The organism is Flavobacterium sp. UBA2787 (assembly GCA_002352205.1).
Taxonomy (GTDB): Bacteria; Bacteroidota; Bacteroidia; order Flavobacteriales; family Flavobacteriaceae; genus Flavobacterium.
Window position 1 is genome coordinate 61,193 of record DEHZ01000001.1, and the last position, 20,485, is coordinate 81,677.

At 33.7% G+C, this 20,485-nt stretch carries 19 protein-coding genes and 1 pseudogene; 14 read left to right on the forward strand and 6 right to left on the reverse strand.

Annotated elements, in window-relative coordinates:
- Nucleotides 1-89: 89 nt before the first annotated feature.
- From B4N66_RS00260 to B4N66_RS00285, 6 genes are all read left to right on the forward strand, one after another.
- Nucleotides 90-599: an RNA polymerase sigma factor gene (locus B4N66_RS00260; RefSeq protein WP_291091555.1), complete on the forward strand. Its 510-nt coding sequence runs from the start codon at nt 90-92 to the stop codon at nt 597-599.
- On the forward strand, nt 586-1,047 hold the full coding sequence (locus tag B4N66_RS00265) for a hypothetical protein (protein ID WP_291091557.1): 462 nt from the start codon (nt 586-588) through the stop codon (nt 1,045-1,047). The genes B4N66_RS00260 and B4N66_RS00265 overlap by 14 nt, the downstream gene beginning before the upstream one ends.
- Nucleotides 1,048-1,051: 4 nt before the next feature.
- Nucleotides 1,052-1,585 carry a DUF4252 domain-containing protein gene (locus tag B4N66_RS00270; RefSeq protein WP_291091559.1) on the forward strand — a complete coding sequence of 178 codons (534 nt, stop codon included), beginning with the start codon at nt 1,052-1,054 and terminating at the stop codon, nt 1,583-1,585.
- Nucleotides 1,586-1,694: 109 nt separating this feature from the next.
- Nucleotides 1,695-2,906, forward strand: a complete 1,212-nt coding sequence (locus B4N66_RS00275; protein WP_291091561.1) for a carboxypeptidase-like regulatory domain-containing protein — start codon at nt 1,695-1,697, stop codon at nt 2,904-2,906.
- 2 nt (nt 2,907-2,908) lie between these two features.
- A complete protein-coding gene (locus tag B4N66_RS00280) occupies nt 2,909-3,436 on the forward strand; it encodes a DUF4252 domain-containing protein (RefSeq protein WP_291091563.1) in 528 nt (175 codons plus the stop codon).
- 254 nt (nt 3,437-3,690) lie between these two features.
- Nucleotides 3,691-5,130, forward strand: coding sequence for a sodium:solute symporter (locus tag B4N66_RS00285; protein WP_291091565.1), 1,440 nt, complete (start codon nt 3,691-3,693; stop codon nt 5,128-5,130).
- A gap of 195 nt (nt 5,131-5,325) precedes the next feature.
- Here the strand turns inward: B4N66_RS00285 and B4N66_RS00290 are convergent, their stop codons facing one another.
- Nucleotides 5,326-5,685, reverse strand: a complete 360-nt coding sequence (locus tag B4N66_RS00290) for a CoA-binding protein (protein ID WP_291091567.1) — start codon at nt 5,683-5,685, stop codon at nt 5,326-5,328.
- A 162-nt stretch (nt 5,686-5,847) separates the two neighbouring features.
- Here B4N66_RS00290 and B4N66_RS00295 point away from each other — a divergent pair, with 162 nt between their 5' ends.
- The 5 genes from B4N66_RS00295 (at nt 5,848) to B4N66_RS00315 (ending at nt 9,719) form a co-directional block, all read left to right on the forward strand.
- Nucleotides 5,848-6,276, forward strand: coding sequence for a hypothetical protein (locus B4N66_RS00295; RefSeq protein ID WP_291091569.1), 429 nt, complete (start codon nt 5,848-5,850; stop codon nt 6,274-6,276).
- A 65-nt stretch (nt 6,277-6,341) separates the two neighbouring features.
- Nucleotides 6,342-6,965 carry a MarC family NAAT transporter gene (locus tag B4N66_RS00300; protein WP_291091571.1) on the forward strand — a complete coding sequence of 208 codons (624 nt, stop codon included), beginning with the start codon at nt 6,342-6,344 and terminating at the stop codon, nt 6,963-6,965.
- A gap of 48 nt (nt 6,966-7,013) precedes the next feature.
- Complete coding sequence (locus B4N66_RS00305; protein ID WP_291091573.1) at nt 7,014-8,435, forward strand: SDR family oxidoreductase; 1,422 nt, start codon at nt 7,014-7,016, stop codon at nt 8,433-8,435.
- A 235-nt stretch (nt 8,436-8,670) separates the two neighbouring features.
- Nucleotides 8,671-9,285: a chromophore lyase CpcT/CpeT gene (locus tag B4N66_RS00310; RefSeq protein WP_291091575.1), complete on the forward strand. Its 615-nt coding sequence runs from the start codon at nt 8,671-8,673 to the stop codon at nt 9,283-9,285.
- A gap of 125 nt (nt 9,286-9,410) precedes the next feature.
- Nucleotides 9,411-9,719 (forward strand): hypothetical protein, encoded by a 309-nt coding sequence (locus B4N66_RS00315; RefSeq protein WP_291091577.1) that lies wholly within the window; start codon nt 9,411-9,413, stop codon nt 9,717-9,719.
- 12 nt (nt 9,720-9,731) lie between these two features.
- Here the strand turns inward: B4N66_RS00315 and B4N66_RS00320 are convergent, their stop codons facing one another.
- Genes B4N66_RS00320 through B4N66_RS00330 form a run of 3 tightly spaced genes read right to left on the reverse strand, consistent with a single transcriptional unit; the run spans nt 9,732 to nt 11,076 of the window.
- On the reverse strand, nt 9,732-10,118 hold the full coding sequence (locus B4N66_RS00320; RefSeq protein WP_291091579.1) for a hypothetical protein: 387 nt from the start codon (nt 10,116-10,118) through the stop codon (nt 9,732-9,734).
- A 12-nt stretch (nt 10,119-10,130) separates the two neighbouring features.
- Complete coding sequence (locus B4N66_RS00325) at nt 10,131-10,613, reverse strand: nuclear transport factor 2 family protein (RefSeq protein ID WP_291091581.1); 483 nt, start codon at nt 10,611-10,613, stop codon at nt 10,131-10,133.
- Nucleotides 10,614-10,641: 28 nt separating this feature from the next.
- Nucleotides 10,642-11,076, reverse strand: coding sequence for a DUF1801 domain-containing protein (locus B4N66_RS00330; protein ID WP_291091583.1), 435 nt, complete (start codon nt 11,074-11,076; stop codon nt 10,642-10,644).
- 260 nt (nt 11,077-11,336) lie between these two features.
- On the opposite strand from B4N66_RS00330, the gene B4N66_RS00335 reads away from it, so the two are divergent.
- Nucleotides 11,337-11,783 (forward strand): hypothetical protein, encoded by a 447-nt coding sequence (locus B4N66_RS00335; protein ID WP_291091585.1) that lies wholly within the window; start codon nt 11,337-11,339, stop codon nt 11,781-11,783.
- Between the two features lie 254 nt (nt 11,784-12,037).
- On the opposite strand, the pseudogene B4N66_RS00340 reads toward B4N66_RS00335, so the two are convergent.
- Both B4N66_RS00340 and B4N66_RS00345 read right to left on the reverse strand, forming a co-directional pair.
- A pseudogene (locus B4N66_RS00340) lies at nt 12,038-12,406 on the reverse strand (ChuX/HutX family heme-like substrate-binding protein); the annotation flags it as partial.
- A gap of 647 nt (nt 12,407-13,053) precedes the next feature.
- On the reverse strand, nt 13,054-16,554 hold the full coding sequence (locus B4N66_RS00345; protein WP_291091587.1) for a fibronectin type III domain-containing protein: 3,501 nt from the start codon (nt 16,552-16,554) through the stop codon (nt 13,054-13,056).
- Between the two features lie 238 nt (nt 16,555-16,792).
- On the opposite strand from B4N66_RS00345, the gene B4N66_RS00350 reads away from it, so the two are divergent.
- Together B4N66_RS00350 and B4N66_RS00355 are read left to right on the forward strand one after the other, a co-directional pair.
- The gene (locus B4N66_RS00350; RefSeq protein WP_291091589.1) at nt 16,793-19,699 is read left to right on the forward strand and encodes a sensor histidine kinase; all 2,907 of its coding nucleotides are present in this window, start codon (nt 16,793-16,795) and stop codon (nt 19,697-19,699) included.
- Nucleotides 19,696-20,466, forward strand: coding sequence for a LytR/AlgR family response regulator transcription factor (locus B4N66_RS00355; RefSeq protein ID WP_291091591.1), 771 nt, complete (start codon nt 19,696-19,698; stop codon nt 20,464-20,466). The genes B4N66_RS00350 and B4N66_RS00355 overlap by 4 nt, the downstream gene beginning before the upstream one ends.
- The last annotated feature ends 19 nt before the right edge of the window (nt 20,467-20,485 follow it).

Consider the following 20,485-nt stretch of genomic DNA (forward strand, 5'->3'; position numbering starts at 1 on the left):
TTAATAACTTTAGTTTTAATTTCAATTTCTTTGTAACAAAAAAGATTATGAATCGTCTTGACTATATAACCAAGTTTTAAACCAGACCAATGAACCAAAATGAGTTTATAACTCTGATAGCTCCTTTTAAGGATAAGGTCTTCAGACTTGCCAAGCGTTTACTGGTGAGTAACGAAGAAGCTCAGGATGCTACGCAGGACATTTTGGTAAAATTATGGGACAAAAAAAATGGTTTAGAAAATTACGCAAGTGTGGAAGCATTAGCGATGACAATGACCAAAAATTATTGTTTGGATCAATTAAAGTCGAAAAGAGCATCGAATATGAAAATTGTGCATAACAATTTTACTTCTACCGAAGCTTCTTTAGACAAAAAAGTGGAAGATTCGGACAGTTGGAATTGGGTAGAAAAAATGATAAACGAATTGCCGGAACAACAAAAAATAATTATTCAAATGCGTGATATCGAGCAATATGAATTTGAAGAAATTGCCAAAATACTCGACATGAATGAAACAGCGGTTCGAGTAAATTTATCCCGAGCACGAAAAACAATTAGAGAAAAAATGACTAAAACCCATCAATATGGAATTAGCTAAAATAGAACAATTACTAGAAAAATACTTCGAAGGAGAAACCACCATTGCAGAAGAAATTCAGTTGAAACAGTACTTTTCAACAGAACAAGTAGCCGCACATTTGGAGCACTACAAACCACTTTTTGGTTTTTTTGCTACCGAAAAAGAAGAAATATTTACGCCAACGCTATCCTTAAAAACTAAAAAACGATTTACTGTTGCCAGGATAAGTATTGCCGCTAGTCTAATTTTCTTTTTAGGTGTTATTGCCATTTTAAACTATAATCCAATCAAAAACCAACCAAAAGTTGCTAATTCTGAATTAGGCTCTTTTGAAACACCAGAAGAAGCCTTTGAAGAAACACAAAAAGCACTAGCTCTTTTATCAGAAAAAGTAAATATTGGCATGGAAAGTGTAAACTATATTAATGAATACGAAAACTCAAAAAATTTAATCTTTAAAAAATAAAAAAATGTCTAGAATTATAACATCATTATTAGTATTTGCAACATTATTAATTTCACAAGTAATGTTTGGTCAGTCTGTCTTTGACAAATTTGACGGTCCAGAAGATGTAAAAACCATCATTGTTAACAAAAAAATGTTTGAAATGATGAGCAAAGTGAAAGCTAACGACAAGGAAACTCAACAATATGTGAATCTACTTAAGAAACTGGATAACCTGAAAGTATTTATCACAACGAGCCAAAAACAAACTGCAGAAATGCGTGCTACAGCAGACAAATATTTAAAAACTGCCGGTATGGATGAGTTGATGCGGGTTTCAGATGGCGGGAAAAACGTGAAAATCTATATGCGATCAGGTGCAAATGATTCTATAGTTAAAGAATTATTTATGTTTATTGAAGGAAATTCAAAAGACAATGAAACCGTTTTATTCTCGTTAACCGGAAACTTTAATTTAGATGAAATTTCAGCATTAACGGAACAAATGAATCTTCCCGGTGGCGATAATTTGAAAAAAGCTTCAAAAGGAAATAAGTAAACTTTTGAAATTAAATGATAAAAACTTTGTCAAAAGCCATTTTTGGCAAAGTTTTTTTTGTTGTAAATTCTTACCTTGGCATCTTTAAAAATCAAAACCAATTCAACACATGAAAAAAATTTATTTGTTTCTTTTCGCTTTAATTGCATTGTCGTCAACTGCTCAATCTCTTGTTTTTGAAGGTAAAATTGTAGACAAAACTACACAGGAAAGTATTCCGTTTACAAACATTTTTGTTCAAAATTCTACGCAAGGCGTTATTTCAAATGAAGATGGTATTTTTAAATTTTACATTCCAAATGGTGCAAAAAATATTGAAGTTGGACATATTGGTTATAAAACACAAATTTTTTCGGTGACTGAAATCAAGGCTGAACCCATTACAATTCAACTAGAAACAGATGAAATGGCGTTGGAAGAAGTAATTGTAACGAACAAACCTATCAATCAAATATTGGCTGGAATTTTATCTAATTCTAAAAATCAGTTAGATAAAAGTATAAAACTAGAAACCTATTACCGTGAATTTGTAAAAATCAATGATAAATATTCAAAATTCTCTGATGGCGTAATTGATTTTTACATTCAACCCAAAAAGAAAGAAAAAATTGAAAGCAAGCTTGTTGTTAATCAAAGTAGAGCATTTCAATTGGCTGGTATTGATGAAATTGAGAAAAAAGGAAAAGCAGATTTATCTGAAATGGATTCCTTTTTTGATATTCAAAAGGCTGCAAATGGCTTTTTTACCTATGAATATATTGACAGAATTTCATCTGATAAAGCTAACGAAAGTTATGATTTTGAACTTCGTTCTAAAAAAGATCAGAATGGTAACACGCTTGAAGTAATTTATATAAAACCAAAACCAAACGTTGCAAAAGCTTTATTAACAGGAAAAATCATTTATGACCCTATTCAAAAAGTAGTTTTAGACATTGATATAAAAATGTCTGAAAACCACAAACAACACGTCGAAACAATTAATGCATTAATCATGAAATTTGCAGTTCATGATATTCAAATTAAGCAAACCTATAAATATTCAAATGACAAATACATACCTTCGTATAGAAAATCAATAATTGACATACATATAAAATTTGGTAAGCAAATGAATGACCGAATGATGTGTGTTAGTGATTTGGTAGTGACTGATTTTACAGATGATGTTTCCTCATTACCAGAAAAAAATAAAATTTTCAAGGAAAGAAATCTATATTCAAACGGAATGAATTTCACAGAAAACTTCTGGGAAACTAACAACGCCTTACCACTTTCTGAAAATGAAGAGCGGATTTTACAAACTTTAAAAAGTAAATAATTATGAAAAAATTACTGTTTTCACTTTTGCTGATGAGTTTCATCGCCTGTGAAAAAGAACCCAGCTTGCAAAAATATTTTGTAGAAAAAACAGAATCTACTGATTTTATTTCTGTTGATATGTCGCCAAGTATATTGAACATCAAACCGGATGCATTGTCTATGGAACAACAAGAAGCTTTGAAAACATTCAAAAAAATGAATATTTTGGCCTTCAAAATCAATCAAGAAAACAAATCTAAATTTGATGGGGAAAGAACCAAAGTGAAAGAAATTTTAAAAGACGAAAAATACCAGGAATTGATGAAATTTGGTTCAGGTAAAGAAGGTGCGGCAGTCTATTTTGTGGGAAAAGACGATGCTATTGAAGAATTTGTACTCTACGGTAGTAAAGACGAAAATGGTTTTGCCGTTGTTCGAATTTTAGGCGACAAAATGAATCCTGAAGATTTTATGACATTGTTGAGTGCTCTTCAAAAATCAGACATCGACATGGATCAACTCAAACCTTTGGAAGGAATTTTTAAATAATTTTTATAAAAAACCACGAACCCACGAATTCAAATTTAGTATTCATTTGATTTCATTCGAATTTTCATCTAAGATGAACAACTAATTTTTATAAAGAAAGACATTTTTATTTGTGAATTTGTGGTTACAAATTATAATTACTAAGGTTAAATTGAAATAAAGAATATTTACTGAATTTAAGTTGTATAAAAATAATTTATAAAATCAGAATACCGGTTCCTTTTTGTAATTTGCAAACGAATTAAAAATTACAAATGGAACCGATTTCTATTCTACTACTCATTCTGGGTTATTTTGGATTACTTATTCTGATTTCTTCTTTAATCAGTAAAAAAGACGAAGGAAATGATGCCTTTTTTAAAGCCAACAAAAACTCACCTTGGTATTTAGTCGCGTTCGGAATGATTGGAGCATCGCTTTCGGGTGTCACGTTTATTTCTGTTCCCGGAAAAGTAGAAGCTTCACAATTTGTTTATTTTCAGTTGGTTCTTGGTTACATTGTGGGTTACTTTGTAATTGGAACTGTTTTATTACCACTTTATTATCGATTAAATCTTACTTCAATTTATGCCTATTTAGGTGACCGATTTGGAAGAAACTCCTATAAAACCGGAGCTTGGTTTTTTATCATTTCCAGAACAGTTGGCTCTAACTTACGGTTAATGTTGGTGGCCGATGTACTCCAAACCATCGTTTTTGATAAATTAAATGTTCCGTATTGGATTACAGTAACCGTTACCATATTACTGATTTGGGTATACACCAATAAATCAGGCATCAAAACCATTATTTGGACAGACACCTTGCAAACACTATTTATGCTAATTGCCGTAGTATTTTGTATCGTGACAGTTTCGCAGGATTTAGGATTAAATATTACTAACATTTCAGGTTTTATTGCCGATAGTGATTTGTCTAAAACCTTCTTTTTTGAAGATTTTAGTTCCCCAAATTATTTCTGGAAACAGTTTTTATCAGGAGCTTTTATTGCAATTGTAATGACGGGACTTGACCAGGATATGATGCAAAAAAACCTCACTTGCCGCAGTTTAAGAGATGCTCAAAAAAACATGTTTTGGTTTACGATTGTGCTCACGTTTGTGAATTTTCTTTTCTTAGTGATGGGATTATTGTTCACGGAATATGCCTTAAAATACAACATTGATGCTCACAAAGATCAGCTCTTCCCTATTTTAGCAAATGAATACTTAGGAATTGGAGTTGCATTTTTCTTCATTCTGGGATTAATTGCTGCAGCCTATTCAAGTGCTGATAGTGCTTTGACTTCATTGACAACTTCTTTTAGCATTGATATTTTAGAAATAGAAAAAAAATACGATTCCGTAAAACAAGTAGTCATCAGAAAACAAATTCACAAGATGTTTGTGTTGGTTTCTGTATTAGTTATTTTAGGATTCAAATATTTTGTGGAAGACGCAAGTATTATTGATAAAGTATTGAAATTTGCCGGATTTACTTACGGTCCTTTACTCGGTCTTTATAGTTTTGGACTATTCACAAAATGGAATGTGAAAGACAAATGGGTGCCAATTGTAGCTATTACAGCAGTTTTATCGTCGATAATTCTGAATTTGTATAGCGAATCCTGGTTTGGTTTTGCTTTTGGTTTTGAAATTTTAATCGTAAATGGATTGTTGACTTTTGTAGGATTGATGCTCATTCGTAAACGGTAAAAAAGTTTTCAGTAAATAAATTGCTATGAAAAAGAATGTTCTCAGAGCGAATCCATCCCGATCCATTATAGCAAAGCTATCAAATCTGTGAAAACCCTTTTAATCTATCTAATCCGTATTCCTTTAAAAAAAAATAGCGAAGCTATACTATTTCAATCTGTACACAATTTCATACAACTCTCAACAATTAACAATTTAATACTGATTCGTAGAAAGTAAAACCAACGTACAAGCCTCTTCCACTTTAATATTGTTAATCCCCAACAACGCATAAAACTCCGGATTTGCTGTTCCTGGATTAAAAATTACTCGTTTTGGTTGTAAACCAACGATATAATTGTAATAATCACGCTGCCCTTTTGGATTTAAATACAACGTTACGGTATGGATGTTTTTAAAGGGAATTTGTTTGGTTTGGATTTTCACACCTGCTACTTCACCAATCTTCTGCCCAATAGCGACTACTGAATGTTGCTTATCAACTAAACTATTAATTGCTAAAAAAGAATAGCGTTCCGGTTTTGTGGAAGCACCAATAACTAAGGTTTTTTTCATCTTACTGTTCTATGTTACAAAGATAATGCTTTTTATAAACTTCATCCTACTTTTAAAATAGAACAACTCTTAAAGCTATATTAATTCGTTCAAAACAACATTTTCAATTCATTAATTTTACAAATATTACTAATCGGCACATTTGACTAATTGACATATTAAATGCTAGTAAATACCTCCTACAACGAAAAAAAGATAAATCAAGCAATTAATGATTTGGTTGGAAATCCATTTGGTTTAATCGATAATATCAAATTAAACGGAATTGGTTCGCCACGATTAGACATAATCAAAACCAGCGAAGAAATTGCCACACTTCTTTCGTATGATAACAATCGTAATTTCTGTAATATAGAATTACGTCCGAAAGGAATAATTATTCGTTTTCGATCGTTGTTAGAAACTTTTTCTTTGGTGATTCCTTTCTATAAACTAGTGATTTTTAAACCCGCGAATTCATTCACTTTTCATATGGATCATCACTTTATTTCGATTGATGCACCTCCAAAAAACAAAAGTGTGAATAGTTTCATCGAAAAATTAAATCAATATAAAACCGATAATTCTCCTACTTATATTGACGATTTATAGTAACTTTGTTTTATTGATTTAATAACCTTTCAAAAATAAGGTTGTTGTTATTTTGCAAAAAAACAATGGAACTATTTATCTACATTTTCGCTGCTTTGTTTTCTGTCTTAAATCCGTTAGGAGCCGTACCAATTTTTGTGGGATTAACTCAAGATTACACTAAAGTAGAACGTTCTCGGGTTTCACTATTAACCGCATTGAACGTTTTCATCATCTTGATTATTTCCTTTTTTATAGGTGAATATGTGTTGAAGTTTTTTGGAATAAGTATTGACGCACTTCGAATTGCCGGTGGTTTAATCATTGTTAGTTCCGGATTTTCTTTGCTTACCGGAAAGTTCAATAAAACACGCGGTGTAAACAAGAAAGTAGAAAATGATGCTCAAACCAGAAACCAAATTGCGTTAACTCCGTTGGCAATTCCAATGTTAGCTGGTCCCGGTTCTATTTCTTTATTGATTGCTTTCTACCAAGATTATACTAAAATCAGTGAAAAAATAATTGCTTGCTTAGCCATTTTAGGTGTTGCTTTAGTGATTTATTTTGTGTTAAAAAGTGCTCATTATCTTTCCAGAATATTAGGAGCATCCGGAATTGTGGCAATTTCCAGAATTATCGGATTTATTGTTATCGCGATTGGTGTGCAATATATTAGTAGTTCTGTTGTAAATATCTTCAAAACAATTTAACGATTGTTCAACTATTTTTCTTAGTATCTTTAAGAAAAATAGCAGAAAATGAAAATCCTCTTAACAGGTGCAAATGGGTATGTAGGCCGTCGTTTATTACCCGAACTTTTATCGCAAAATCACGAAATAATTTGTTGCGTTCGCGATAAAAATCGATTAGGTTTAGATAAGACGACGCTTGACGCCATAACAATTTGGGAAGTAGATTTTTTGGAAGAAGTATCATTCGAAAACACACCAAAAGACATTGATGTGGCTTATTATTTGATTCATTCTATGTCGTCTTCTACCCAAGTTTTTGATACAATGGAATCAAAAGCGGCCGAGAATTTCAATCGCTATATGAATCACATTGGCGTGAAACAAGTGATTTATCTAAGTGGAATTGTGAACAACAATACGCTTTCAAAACACTTGCAATCGCGTAAAAATGTGGAAGAAATTTTATATAAAGGAAATTACAATGTAACCGTACTTCGTGCAGGAATTATTGTAGGTTCCGGAAGTTCTTCTTTTGAAATTATTCGCGATTTATGTGAAAAATTACCGGTGATGATTACGCCAAAATGGGTGTTAACCAAAACACAACCCATTGCCATTCGCGATATAATTAAATTTTTGATGGGTGTTTTATTGAAAGAAGAATGTTATAACGATTCCTACGACATTGGTGGACCCAATGTGCTGACGTATAAACAAATGATGCAACTTTATGCCAAGACGAGAGGCTTTCGCAATTGGATTTTTACAGTTCCGATAATGACTCCTAAACTATCTTCCTATTGGTTGTATTTTGTGACCTCAACTTCGTATAAATTGGCTATGAATTTAGTAGATAGTATGAAAATGGAAGTGGTTTGCAACGACAATCGCTTACAAAAAATGTTAGGAATCAGACCTATTTCCTATACCGAAGCTATCAAATTGGCATTCATAAAAATAGAACAAAACTTAGTTATTTCAAGTTGGAAAGACAGTTTAGTGAGTGGTCGTTTTCAGCACAATTTATCCGAATTTATTCAGGTTCCAACTTTTGGTTGTTTGAAAGATGAGAAGAAAATGAAGATTGAAAACCCAGAGAAAGTATTAGACAACATCTGGACAATTGGTGGATTAAAAGGATGGTATTACGGCAATTGGATGTGGCAAGCTCGTGGCTTCATGGACAAACTATTTGGAGGCGTTGGTTTACGAAGAGGAAGAACACACCCTTTCAATTTAGACAGTGGTGATTCATTAGATTTTTGGCGGGTTTTGTTAGCTAATAAAGAGGAAAAAAGATTGCTTTTGTTTGCCGAAATGCGTTTGCCCGGTGAAGCGTGGCTGGAATTTAGAATTGATGAAGAAAATGTTTTACACCAAATTGCCACTTTTAGACCAAGAGGACTTTTTGGAAGATTGTATTGGTACAGCTTGGTTCCGTTTCATTATTTTATTTTTGGTGGAATGATAAGGAATATTGGGAAATAATTTAAAAAAAATAAGTTTTTTGAACAGTGGTTTAAAAAATTTTAGAAATTTGAAAAGTAATAAAACGAACTATCAACATGAAATCTAAAACTTTAAATGGAACACGGATTGAACAGATTAGTCAGATTTTCACCGATTTGATAGCTTTGCTATAATGGATTGAAACGGATTTATTGGAGAACATTTTCTTCTAAACAAGACCCAACCTGAAACTTGAAACTTGAAACAAAAAAATATGAACTATAAAATTTTCACCGTATTTTCTCTATTTCTTATTATCGGATGTAAATCAGCACAAGAAAATAAAGCTAGCGATTTAGAATATCTTGTTAAAATTATGCAAGGCACTTATTCTTCTGAAAAACAATCTATAACAGATGAAGAATACTTCAATATTTCTTTACGGATGATTCCTATTTGGAAAGAAAAAGGAAATTATCTGTATGTAGAGCAAGCCATGTTTGAGAAACAGGAAAGTCCATATCGTGTTCGTATTTACAAAGTTTCTCAACGAAATAATGAATTCGTGAGTGAAATTTACACGTTAAAAAACGAAAAAGAATGGATTGGAAAGTGGAAAACTCCCGAAGCTTTTGATACTTTATCCGAATCGGACATTGAACTAAAACCGGGCTGTGAAGTCATTTTAAAAAAACAAACTGACGGAACTTTCATTGGTCAAACCGGTGAAAAAACCTGTCTGAGTGAATTGAGAGGAGCTTCTTATGCTTCTTCAAAAGTAACCGTTACTCCTACCCAAATACTTTCTTGGGATCAAGGTTTTGACAAGGATGGTAAGCAAGTTTGGGGAGCCATAAAAGGTGGTTATGTGTTTGATAAAATCAATTAATTAAAATTTAAAAAAAGGTATATTATAAAAAAACCGTATTTTTACTTTGTATTTCAAAGTTCTTTTAATACTTTTGCTCTCATAATCATCACGCTGCTTTGGCAGATATTCAAAAAACAAAAAGTATGGAAAACAAATCATTTAAAATCACACCCAATCAAAGATTGATGGGCATTGTAGTTATAGTAGTATCGTTGCTTCTCATTCCGTTAATCGCAATGGAATTTACAGAAGAAGTTAACTGGGATTCCTTTGATTTTATTGTGGCCGCTGTGCTATTACTTGGCACCGGATTAGTATGTGAACTGGTATTACGAACAGTTCGTTCAACTCAAAACAGAATTCTTCTTTGCGGAATAGTGTTAGTAATTTTATTTTTAGTATGGGCTGAATTGGCTGTTGGCATCTTTGGAACTCCATTTGCCGGAAGTTAGATTCAGCACGAATTACATTACCGAATATAGTATAAATAAACCTATCAAAAAAGCCAATGGAGAAATTAATTGGAAATATAATGGTTTCAAAAAATTAGCAAACTTAACAGACAATTGATGGTGGTAACGTCTCGGAACGAAGTATAAAACAAGCGAAGTAATCATCATAAATCCTCCAAATATTTTAAAAACTAATGTAAACTTCGATTCTTCTGCATAATAAAACATGGCTGCGGCAGGAATTAATCGAAGCGTGATTTCTGTATAATTGATGAAGTTTGTACTACCGGCCATACTCACCCAGTTCCTGAATTTTGTGGGATTAAAAAGCATCACGCCTCCCGCAAAGAAAAAGAAAAGTCCGAAAAAGATAATGGTATACTTTGAAACTAAAAGCATATTGGAATTGAATTAATTTTTATGATCAAAACTCAATACTTCCTTCAAAATCCAATGATTATTTTCTAAAAGATAAACGTGTGTAAATCTTGCAGTACTTGTCAATATATCTTTTTTATGAGGCTCTCGAATATAAAATTCATGGATTCCATTTTGTATAACACCATATAATTGGCCATTTTGATATAACGGAAAAACTTCCAAACTTTCTGCTTTAACTTTTCTGATTGGCTTTTGGATTGGGTTGGAGCAAATGTTATTTTTTACACTTTCCAAAAAACTTGTCTTATTTTGAACACCACCTTGATCGTGATAAAAAACTAATTCGGAATGAATTGCTTTTTCCAAAAAAACCAAATCGCATTCGTTAAAACTCTTTTCAAAAAAAAGACTGTCCTGCTTTTTTAAGGCTAGAAACAATTCGGAATCCTTAGCCACTTGAGCGGAGAGCAATGATGTTATTGATAGAAAAATCGGCAAAATACTTTTTTTCATACTATTTAGTATATAATTTTAAACTACTTTACTTCCTACACGCACACTCATGATGTTCTTCTAAATATGCAATAGAATCACGACACATTTTTTCTAACACAGCTAAATCAATATCAGCTAGTTTTTTGATATAAATACAAGCTTTTCCCATTTTAAATTTTCCGAAATTATCCAATAAATGTTTGTTGTCTTCTCTAGGCGAGTAAACATACAACGAAAATTCCGCTTTGCGGGGTGAAAAACCAAGCATGGGAGCATCGCCTTCGTGACCGCTCGCGTATTTATAGTGATACCTCCCAAAACCAATAATAGTAGGTCCCCACATTTTGGCTTCAAAACCGGACCATTCCTGCATTAATTTAATTAGTTCAAAACTATCGGATTTCTTTTGATCATTATCTACAAAAGAATGAATAAACTCGGTTACACTAACTTGGGTTTCGTTTGTTTTGTTTGTCGCCATAAGAAAAAAATTAGTAATTACTTTTAATTCAGGATGAATTTTAATGCCTAAATTATAAAAAAAATGGATAGGTTCTAAAATAAATAGAACTTGATATTAATTTAAATAAATAGAAGATGTAAATCTTTAGGATGAGCCACACGTTTAGGCTTGCTAGTTTTTGATAACATGAAAATCTTGTAACAAAATGAAAAATTGTTGTAAAACGAAATTATTGCTTTTTAAACAACTTTGTAATGTACAAATTAAATCAAATAACTATGAAAAATTTACTACTCTTCATCGCTATTGTTTGCACATGTACTTCCAATTCATGGGCAACACACACAGACCCAACTGATCCAAAAAAGGATTCTAAAAAAGAAGACAAAAAAGAAGTTATTCTTGAAACAAGTAAAACAACAGGACTAACTATTCGCTATCATTATTATCCTAACATGAGGGTTTATTATGATTTAAGCGAAAATATTTATCATTTCTGGCAAAATGGCCAATGGACTATTGAAGAAGAATTACCGTTAGAATATGGCGGTTATTCATTATTTAAGAATGAAAAAATTCAAATTATTGATTATGATGGGGATAGTCCGGAGACAATGATTAAAATTCACACTAAAAATTTTCCATATAATTCTCGAGGTAGAATTCAGCGACCGAAAGAAAACATGTTGGGGAATGATACCGTTAGGTTGAAAACTGAATTTTAATTAATAGAACGCAGATTTGATAGGATTAAATTGATTTCCGCTGATTTTTATTCGCTTAGCGAAAGTGGATTGAAGCGGATTACTCACAACTAAATTAGCAGTTATTTCAACAGCTCGGCTCCCCTCTCCTTTGGAAGTTTCACTTTACAAATACTAAGAAAAACAAAAACAGTCAGAAAATTATCTGACTGTTTTTGTTTATATGTTAAGCTTGCCATAAAATTGACACATCGTCTCATTGTCTAATCGCCACATTACAACCCAGCCACAATTTCTCTCCAACCTTCCAATTCAGGAATGCCCGGTTTGCGTTTTCCAAAAAACTGAACGATGATTTCTTCTTGCTCATTAAACACCTCAACTGCAGTAACAACGCCATCTTCGGTTGGTTTTCTAACGATGTACGTTTGTGCAATTTTTGACATATCTAAATGCAAATTGAAATCAGGATCCATCACATTATATCACGTTCCGTGCCACATTGTTTTACGAACGGTTCCTGTGTGAATTTGAATATTTCCACGATTTCCAACAAAAACCATAATCGGTAATTTTTGCTTTGCGGCTTCTTCCAATAAAATAACAATGATTTCTTTTTCTACTTTTTTGGCAAAATAATCATTTTATTTGAAGCAATTCAACGGATTCAAGAAGAAGGCAGAGGAACTAATGCAGAGCATAGTTTTTAACTACAAATGCTTAAGTTCACCTCTGCTTTCCTTTGAATAAATTTAAACTTTTTTTATCAAATCCAAAGTAAAGGCAAATGTCTCATATCTTTACAAAGTAAACAAATAAGTTGTAATAACTACCAAGGTCTAGATACATTTTACGATATTGTTCGGGAGGAATATCAACCTTATTTTAATCATATATTGAATTTAAATTAGTACTTAAACACTTTATTTATATAGAGATGTTGCATAATGTTTATGATTCCATCAAATAATGCCGGCAAATAGAATAAAATTTTTCAAAATCACCTTTTAAAAATTTATTGGAGACTTTGATTGGTTGACCGTCTTTTAGGTTTTCCTTTAAAAATGAAAAAATTCAAATTATCGATTATGATGGGGATAATCTGGAGACAATGATTAAAATTCACACTAAAAGTTTTCCATATAATTCCAGAGGTAGAATTCAGCGTCCGGAAGAAAATATGTTAGGGAATAACACCATTCAATAAGAAGAAGACTATAAACAGAAAACAGTCAGATAAGATAATTACCTGACTATTTTTTTGTTAATTTAGTTTCAGTTAATAAAAACCTTATCGTTTCACCACCTTAACTGTCTCTATTCCATTTGTTGCATGAATTCGGAATAAATAAACGCCATTCGGATAAGCAGACAAGTCAACTTGTGTCTGTTCCGTTGATACTGTTTGCGTAGTAATCAATTGACCAATAGAATTGATTACTTCAATTTTCATCATTGTTTGGGATGCTTTTATCGTTACCACTGAGCCAGTCGGATTTGGATACACCGTAAATCGTTGTAATGACTCATCGGGAGTACTTAACGCATTTACACACATTATTGATCGAGTACGGTTGGCATTTTCAAACGAACAAGCTCCATCAGCATGTAAATAATAACGTAGTAATCCGGAAGTTGAACCGGAATTCCAGGTTAGCGGAGAAAGTCCACTAATCACTAAAGCTGTTCCACTACTATTGGTAATGGTTAGATAATCTGAGGTTACAGAACTTGTGAACGTATATTGTTTGTTTGGTAAAATATTTACAGTAGTAAATTCTCCTGCTCGGGCATTGTTCACAATTATTTCATTGCTTTCTGTACAGGCTGGTGTAAAAGTTGTGGCAGGATGCTGCCCATAAACGGCAGTAGAACAAAAAGTGGAAGTTCCTTGTGTAGTTACAGCTCCGCCACTAATCCATGTCCCGGGAGTTGGCGTACAATTCGAACGCAACCAAAAATAATAAAGGGTATTGGGGTTCAATCCAAAAACATTTACTGTAGTTTGATTGACAATACTTCCTGTTGGTATAGTCGATGCATTGGGCGGCGTTGAAGAAGTTGAAATATAATATTGATACCCATTCACAGGAGCGGGATTGGCTGCTGTCCAAAGGAAAGAAGCAGAAGTAGCCGTAGCAAAAATGATGTTGATATTAGATGGATCAGCACAACCAGCAGGTGTTTGACAAGTGATAAATCGAGAACGAATTGAATCTTGATTACCACAAGACGCATTAGTATGCAAATAATAACGGAAAATACCATTATTGGCTTCCGAATTCCATGACAAAGGAGAAACTCCATGAGCTAAAACTGTAGTTCCGGCCGCATTGGTAATCGTAATATAGTCAGTCGCCGTTGAACTCGAAAACGTATAGGAACGATTAGACACTATGGTCACATTGCTATATTCTCCCGCCCAAGCATTGTTAACAATCAACTCAGCGGTTCCGCTACACGTTGGAGTAAAAGTAGCATCCGGAAATAATCCATACACAGCGGTCGTACAACCATTGGCAGTGAGTGTCGTAAAGTTTCCACCGGGAATCCATGCACTTTGCGTAGCACCGCAATTAGCTCGAACCCAAACATAATAAACTGTTCCGGCTAACAATCCGTTTAGGTTGGCAGATGTTCCGGTCACGTTACCGGATGGTGTAGTACTTGCTATTGGAGCAGTGGATGAAGTGGACAAATACACATCATATCCGTTAGAAGGCACCGGAGAAGCGGCCGTCCAAGTAGCGGTTGCTGTACCCGAAGTTATAGCCGAAAAACTGATACCGGACGGACTTCCACAAGATGGTGCAGTGGTCTGACAACTGATGAATCTAGAGCGATTTACATTTTGATTTCCGCAATTGGCATTAGCATGTAGGTAATAACGAAATACCCCGTTGTTGGTGGTAGAATTCCATGATAAAGGAGACAAACCACTGGCGAAAATAGTGGTACCTGCGACATTGGTTATCGTAATATAATCAGTTGTTACTGAACTTGAAAATGTATAAGAGCGATTGGCTAAAATAGTTACGTTGGTGTACTCCCCTGCCCAAGCATCACTAACAATCAACTCGGCAGTTCCGGTACAAGAAGGGGAAAAAGTAGTTTCAGGATACAAACCATAAAAGGCAGTGTTACACGCTCCAACGGATAACGTGGTAAAACTACCACCGGAAATCCACGCACTTGTTAAACCCTCACAATTAGAACGAACCCAGTAATAATAAGTTGTTGAAGGGGTCAAGTTATTCATTGTTGCCGAAGTAGCAGCTATACTTCCATTAGGAGTTGTTCCGCTTGTTGGAGCGGTATTGTTAATTGAAAAATAAACATCATAAAACGATGGATTGGAGGGAGAAGCCGTCCAACTGATACTGGCTTGGTTTACGCCTACGTTAAACGTACTCAAATTGGTTGGCGGTACACAACCGGCAGACGGAGCACAAGTAACTGTTCTGGTACGTAAGGTAGCACTATTCCCACAAGACGAATTGGAATGCAGAAAAAAGCGAACCGTTTCCGCAGAAGCACTGGATTGCCAAACCAAAGGCGTTATTCCGGCAGCATATGAAACTGTACCTGATTCATTGGTAATAGTGAGATAATCCGTGGCGATAGAACTGCCAAAAGTATATTGTTTGTTCGCCAATACATTTACATTCGAATATTCTCCGGCTTTTGCATTAGAAACAATCGTTTCCGAATTTCCAGTACAAGCAGGTGTAAAAGTGGCTGTTGGATGTAAACCATAAAACGCACTATTACAATTAAGACCCTGCGGAGTAGTAAAACTTCCACCGAATAACCAGGTTGATTGAACCGTATTACAATTGGAACGCACAAAATAGTAGTACGTTGTATTACTGGATAAATTATTGATGAGTGTACTGGTATTGAGCGGATAAGAGGTTTGAGAGGCATTCGGTTCTAGTCCTGTTAAATTATAGGCAAACTCATAACCGTTTGACGGTGCCGGACTCGGTGCATTCCATGTAAAGAAGGCAGAATTGGCGGTGATATTGTTCACACTTAAATTAGTGGGTTGATTGCAAACAACTGCAGAGGTAAAAAACTCTCCACCTTGCATCCAAACACTGTATTGCCCGTTATAGTTAGAACGCACCCAATAATGATAACGTTTGTTAGGATTTAAATTAGATACGGTGGCTGAAGTTGTAGCTGAAAATCCAGTAAAAGCGGAATCAGAAGAGTTACTCGGCGGAAGCGGCAAACTAAAACTTCCGGGAGCTTCAATAATATGATATTGATACCCATTGGTGGGAGGCAGACCAATCCAATCCCATTGCCAACTGAACGAAACAGAATTGGTCGATACATTGGTAATTGTCAAGTTTGTGGGCGGAAAACGATCCTGAAGTGAACTCATCACATAAACCGTTTTGTTGATGCTATTGGTTTGACAGGCTTCATTGGTATGATAATACACACGTGCTTCACCGGTGTAATTAAAGTTTTTGAATACCAAAGGAGAATAACCGGCTGTTAAATAAAAACCTTGATCATCTGTAATGGTTATATAGTCCTGATACCCTTGTTCAGCATCACCGGTTTTATACGCATAAAAAGTATAAAAACGATTGGCCAATACATTCAATTTATGGTATTTTCCATTGGAAGCCGTGAACAAATCAATGGTTTCTGCATTCCCGGAATAATTGGGTGTAAACGTAACCGATGATACGGGAGTTCCTGTTGTACACTGACTATGTAACGAAATAGTTGAAAACAGCATCAACAATAAAAATGAAAAAGTAATTTTTTGCATAGTAATTCATTTAAAAAGAATCAAAAAAATGGAATCTTTATTATACAATTTCAATTTTCAATCCCTATTCATCTAAAATGCTAAACTAAAAAACAACTCCTTTTTTAAAGAACCGTTAAAAACATAAATCGCACACATTTTCATCTCTTAAATAAAGTAAAACTGTTATTTTTGAAAATATAAAAACCGGTATATTAAATTACTTCAAACAATACCATTATTATTTTTTTTCGGATGGATGAGCACTCTTTCCGGACAGGAAATTTATTTTACCAACGTAAGTAACTCCTTAAATCTACCCTCACAAGAATGTTATAATGTACTGCAAGATGCCAAGGGGTATATTTGGATTGCAACTGAAAATGGTTTGGTAAAATACAGCAAAGACAGCAGCATCATATTTGACAAACAAAATGGTTTGACTGAAAATGGTGTGTATTATATAGAAGAGAGAAAACCGGGAGAACTGATGCTCATCACATCGAATAATCGGTTTTTAAGTATAATAAACAATACCATTAAAGAAGAAAAAATATCGCAAAAAATTCAACGCTACCTTTCGCTAAATTCATTAGAACACACCTTTGACATCAGCTATCTGATAAACAAAGACACTAAGGATAACCTAATCATTAATTCGCAACAACGCACTATTCAAATTGATACAAAAACAAAAAACATTATTGATTTATCTTCGCACAACAACTATCAAACGGATGCTTATCTAGTGATTGACAAAAACAAAGACAACAGCTTTTTTGTTAAAAACAATATCAAATGGATAAGCGAACTTCAAAAGAGAAATAATCAATTGGATATAGCCATTATAGGAAATGGAAAAGCAAAAAAAATTACAATTAACCTACTCAACGATTCGCGGTTAGATTGGCGTTCAAGAATAGTAAACAGTGATAGTTATACTTTTGTATCTGTTCACAACAACCTGATTCAAATTGATGAGGAGCTGAATATAAAAGTCGTCCCTTTTTCAAGTGTAATTTCTTCTCTTTACATCCATAAGAAACATGGATTATGGGTAGGCACCAGCTCCAACGGTGTCTATCATTATCCCAACAGCAAAAGTTTAGAAACGTTTAATCATGGCTTAAATGGATTAACCGTTAGTTCAATTGCAGTGGACAAAGAAGGTGGTACATGGTGTACTACAACGGAAAAAGGTGTATTTTATGCCGGAAACTACTCGGTGTTGCATTATCCGGATAAAAAAGAACTGAATAAGAAAACTACATTTTTAAAAACCATCAACAATCAACTGTTTTTATCAACTGAAATTGATCAATTATTGAGAATAGAAAACAATCAAATTTATAACACAAAATTACTATCAACCGGCAATACAGACATAACCGATATTTTAGGGTTCAAGAATAAGTTATACATTGCAACTAAAGGGTATTTTGGCACTTTAAATAACCAATATCAAGTTGAAAGAACGATAGAAAGTCCTAAAAATAATGGTAATTTAACGGGTTATCAACTCGATGATTTTGGCAATCAAGTGTATATTTTAGGAGTTGGTGCAGTGTATCGATACAATGGAAACAAAACAGAGATCCTTCCGCAATCTTTACCTTCCAAAGGAAGGTGTTTCAAAGTACTGAATGAAGATTTACTGTATGTGGGTTGTAATGACGGTTTGTATAAAATAAAACCCCTTTCCAATACGTTGGAAAAAATAAAAGACATCAACACCGCTGTTTCAAAAATTTTAATTTCTAAAAAAGGCAAGGTTTATTTTACCACTAAAGGACAAGGTTTTTATCAATTAGAAAATGACAAGGCTATTGCTATTCCGATAGAAAATGCCAGTTTGGTAATGAATGATCTCACAGAAGATGAACATGGAAATATTTGGATAGCCGGCAATAACGGCTTGATAAAGTATCATCCCAAAAAATCGAATGTTTACAGCAAAGCAAACGGATTAGTATCTAATGATATTACACATTTGAGTAATTATCAAAATAAACTTTTTCTTTCTTCTCCTGATGGTTTATGCCAATTTCCTATAGAAACAGAACTGAAAAACCAAACGCCTCCTCACCTATTGGTGGCTCAACTTCGCGTAAACGACTCTATTTATACTTATGAAAATAAAACTATTAAACTGGACTATTGGCAAAACAATTTAACCGTAACCTTAGATCGTTTGCATTTTAAAAAAGGGAATCAAGAAGGTATATTGTATAAATTAATCGGTCAGGATTCCGAATTCAGGAAAGAGAATACTAAGGTACTTCGCTTTGAAAATTTAGCTCCAGCCGAGTATAAACTTGTAATGTATGCGATAAATAATGATGGTTTAAAAAGTGAAAAACCATTGCAACTGCAATTCAAAATTCATCCGCCTTTTTGGAAAACCGCTTGGTTCATCGTGTCGATGATAGTTTTAATCCTTTTCGTCATAATTCTAATCATAAAACAAGTCATTCAATCGATTAAAAAAAGAGAAGCTGAAAAAACACGCATCAACACCTTACTATCCGAGTCGCAACTGAGTGCTTTGCAAGCTCAAATGAATCCACATTTTATTTTCAATGCGATAAATGGCATTCAAAATTATATCCTAAATAAAAAAGAAGAGGAAGCGTATAACTATCTAACCAAATTCAGTAAACTCGTCCGTTTGGTTTTAAATAATTCCAGAAATAAAGAATTAACTTTACAGGAAGAATTGGATATGCTGGCGTTGTATATCGAATTAGAACAACTTCGCTTTGACCACGCGTTTGATTATCAGCTCACGATTGATCCATCTGTGAATCCCTACGAAATAGAAATCCCTTCGATGCTCATTCAACCGTATGTTGAAAATGCCATTTGGCATGGATTAATGAACTTGAAAAAAGAAAGAACCGGAAAATTAACGATTGCTATTTCAACAGAAAATGATCTGTTAAAAATCATCATCGAAGACAATGGCGTTGGCAGAGTAAAATCGAATGAATTCAAAACCACCACTATTCATCATTCGGTTGGTATGCAACTCACCGAAGAACGTTTGGAAATGATAAAAAACATCTGGAATACCAATGAAGTGAAAGTGGTAATTCAAGATTTATATGATGATAAACAAGAAGCAAGTGGAACAAAAGTAGCATTATTTTTACCTTTAGGAGGATGAACAACACAGCAACCATAAAAACCATTTTGGTAGATGACGAAAAAAACAGCAGAGAAGTGCTCACCAAACTGCTGGAAAAAAAGCATCCCGAAATCGAAATCATCGGCGAAGCATCCAATGTAGATGAAGCGTATCAATTGTGTATAAAATTACAACCTCAACTGGTTTTTTTAGATATTCAAATGCCACAAGCCAATGGGTTTAACTTACTCAAAAAGTGGGAAGAAATTCCGTTTGAAGTCATTTTTGTCACCAGTTTTGACCAATTTGCCATTACGGCGATAAAGTTCAATGCGTTGGATTACTTGCTAAAACCCATTGATGTAAAAGAATTAGAAGTAGCTGTTGAGAAAGTAATAAAAAACGTAACCTCTAAAATCAATCAAAACCATCAAGTGATTAACTTAATCCAAAGTTTGGTAACGAATACTTCTGATAAAAAATTTGCCATTCACAATGGCGAAAAAGTAAAAATGATTAATAGCTCAGATGTTCAAGTAATCAAAGGAGATGGAAGATATTGTCAAGTTATCCTTCAATCCGGAGAAACGCTCACTACTCCAAAAAACCTGAAAGATTTTGAAGACTATTTCGGCGAAAAGTCGAGTTTTGTTCGCATCAGTAAATCACACCTTATCAATGCCTCTTATATCAAAAACTATTTCAAAGGTGAACCTTTTATCATCCAAATGACAAACGATGAAACCTTTGAAGTAGCCAGAAGAAAAAAACCGGAAGTGCTGATGAAATTAAGAGGAAATATATAAAGAGTAGTTCATCCTAAAA

Bases quoted from the DNA above. Each gene is read 5' to 3' on its own strand.
- B4N66_RS00260 (WP_291091555.1), top strand. From the start codon at position 90: ATGAACCAAAATGAGTTTATAACTCTGATAGCTCCTTTTAAGGATAAG.
- B4N66_RS00265 (WP_291091557.1), top strand. From the start codon at position 586: ATGGAATTAGCTAAAATAGAACAATTACTAGAAAAATACTTCGAAGGA.
- B4N66_RS00270 (WP_291091559.1), top strand. From the start codon at position 1,052: ATGTCTAGAATTATAACATCATTATTAGTATTTGCAACATTATTAATT.
- B4N66_RS00275 (WP_291091561.1), top strand. From the start codon at position 1,695: ATGAAAAAAATTTATTTGTTTCTTTTCGCTTTAATTGCATTGTCGTCA.
- B4N66_RS00280 (WP_291091563.1), top strand. From the start codon at position 2,909: ATGAAAAAATTACTGTTTTCACTTTTGCTGATGAGTTTCATCGCCTGT.
- B4N66_RS00285 (WP_291091565.1), top strand. From the start codon at position 3,691: ATGGAACCGATTTCTATTCTACTACTCATTCTGGGTTATTTTGGATTA.
- B4N66_RS00290 (WP_291091567.1), bottom strand. From the start codon at position 5,685: ATGAAAAAAACCTTAGTTATTGGTGCTTCCACAAAACCGGAACGCTAT.
- B4N66_RS00295 (WP_291091569.1), top strand. From the start codon at position 5,848: ATGCTAGTAAATACCTCCTACAACGAAAAAAAGATAAATCAAGCAATT.
- B4N66_RS00300 (WP_291091571.1), top strand. From the start codon at position 6,342: ATGGAACTATTTATCTACATTTTCGCTGCTTTGTTTTCTGTCTTAAAT.
- B4N66_RS00305 (WP_291091573.1), top strand. From the start codon at position 7,014: ATGAAAATCCTCTTAACAGGTGCAAATGGGTATGTAGGCCGTCGTTTA.
- B4N66_RS00310 (WP_291091575.1), top strand. From the start codon at position 8,671: ATGAACTATAAAATTTTCACCGTATTTTCTCTATTTCTTATTATCGGA.
- B4N66_RS00315 (WP_291091577.1), top strand. From the start codon at position 9,411: ATGGAAAACAAATCATTTAAAATCACACCCAATCAAAGATTGATGGGC.
- B4N66_RS00320 (WP_291091579.1), bottom strand. From the start codon at position 10,118: ATGCTTTTAGTTTCAAAGTATACCATTATCTTTTTCGGACTTTTCTTT.
- B4N66_RS00325 (WP_291091581.1), bottom strand. From the start codon at position 10,613: ATGAAAAAAAGTATTTTGCCGATTTTTCTATCAATAACATCATTGCTC.
- B4N66_RS00330 (WP_291091583.1), bottom strand. From the start codon at position 11,076: ATGGCGACAAACAAAACAAACGAAACCCAAGTTAGTGTAACCGAGTTT.
- B4N66_RS00335 (WP_291091585.1), top strand. From the start codon at position 11,337: ATGAAAAATTTACTACTCTTCATCGCTATTGTTTGCACATGTACTTCC.
- B4N66_RS00345 (WP_291091587.1), bottom strand. From the start codon at position 16,554: ATGCAAAAAATTACTTTTTCATTTTTATTGTTGATGCTGTTTTCAACT.
- B4N66_RS00350 (WP_291091589.1), top strand. From the start codon at position 16,793: ATGAGCACTCTTTCCGGACAGGAAATTTATTTTACCAACGTAAGTAAC.
- B4N66_RS00355 (WP_291091591.1), top strand. From the start codon at position 19,696: ATGAACAACACAGCAACCATAAAAACCATTTTGGTAGATGACGAAAAA.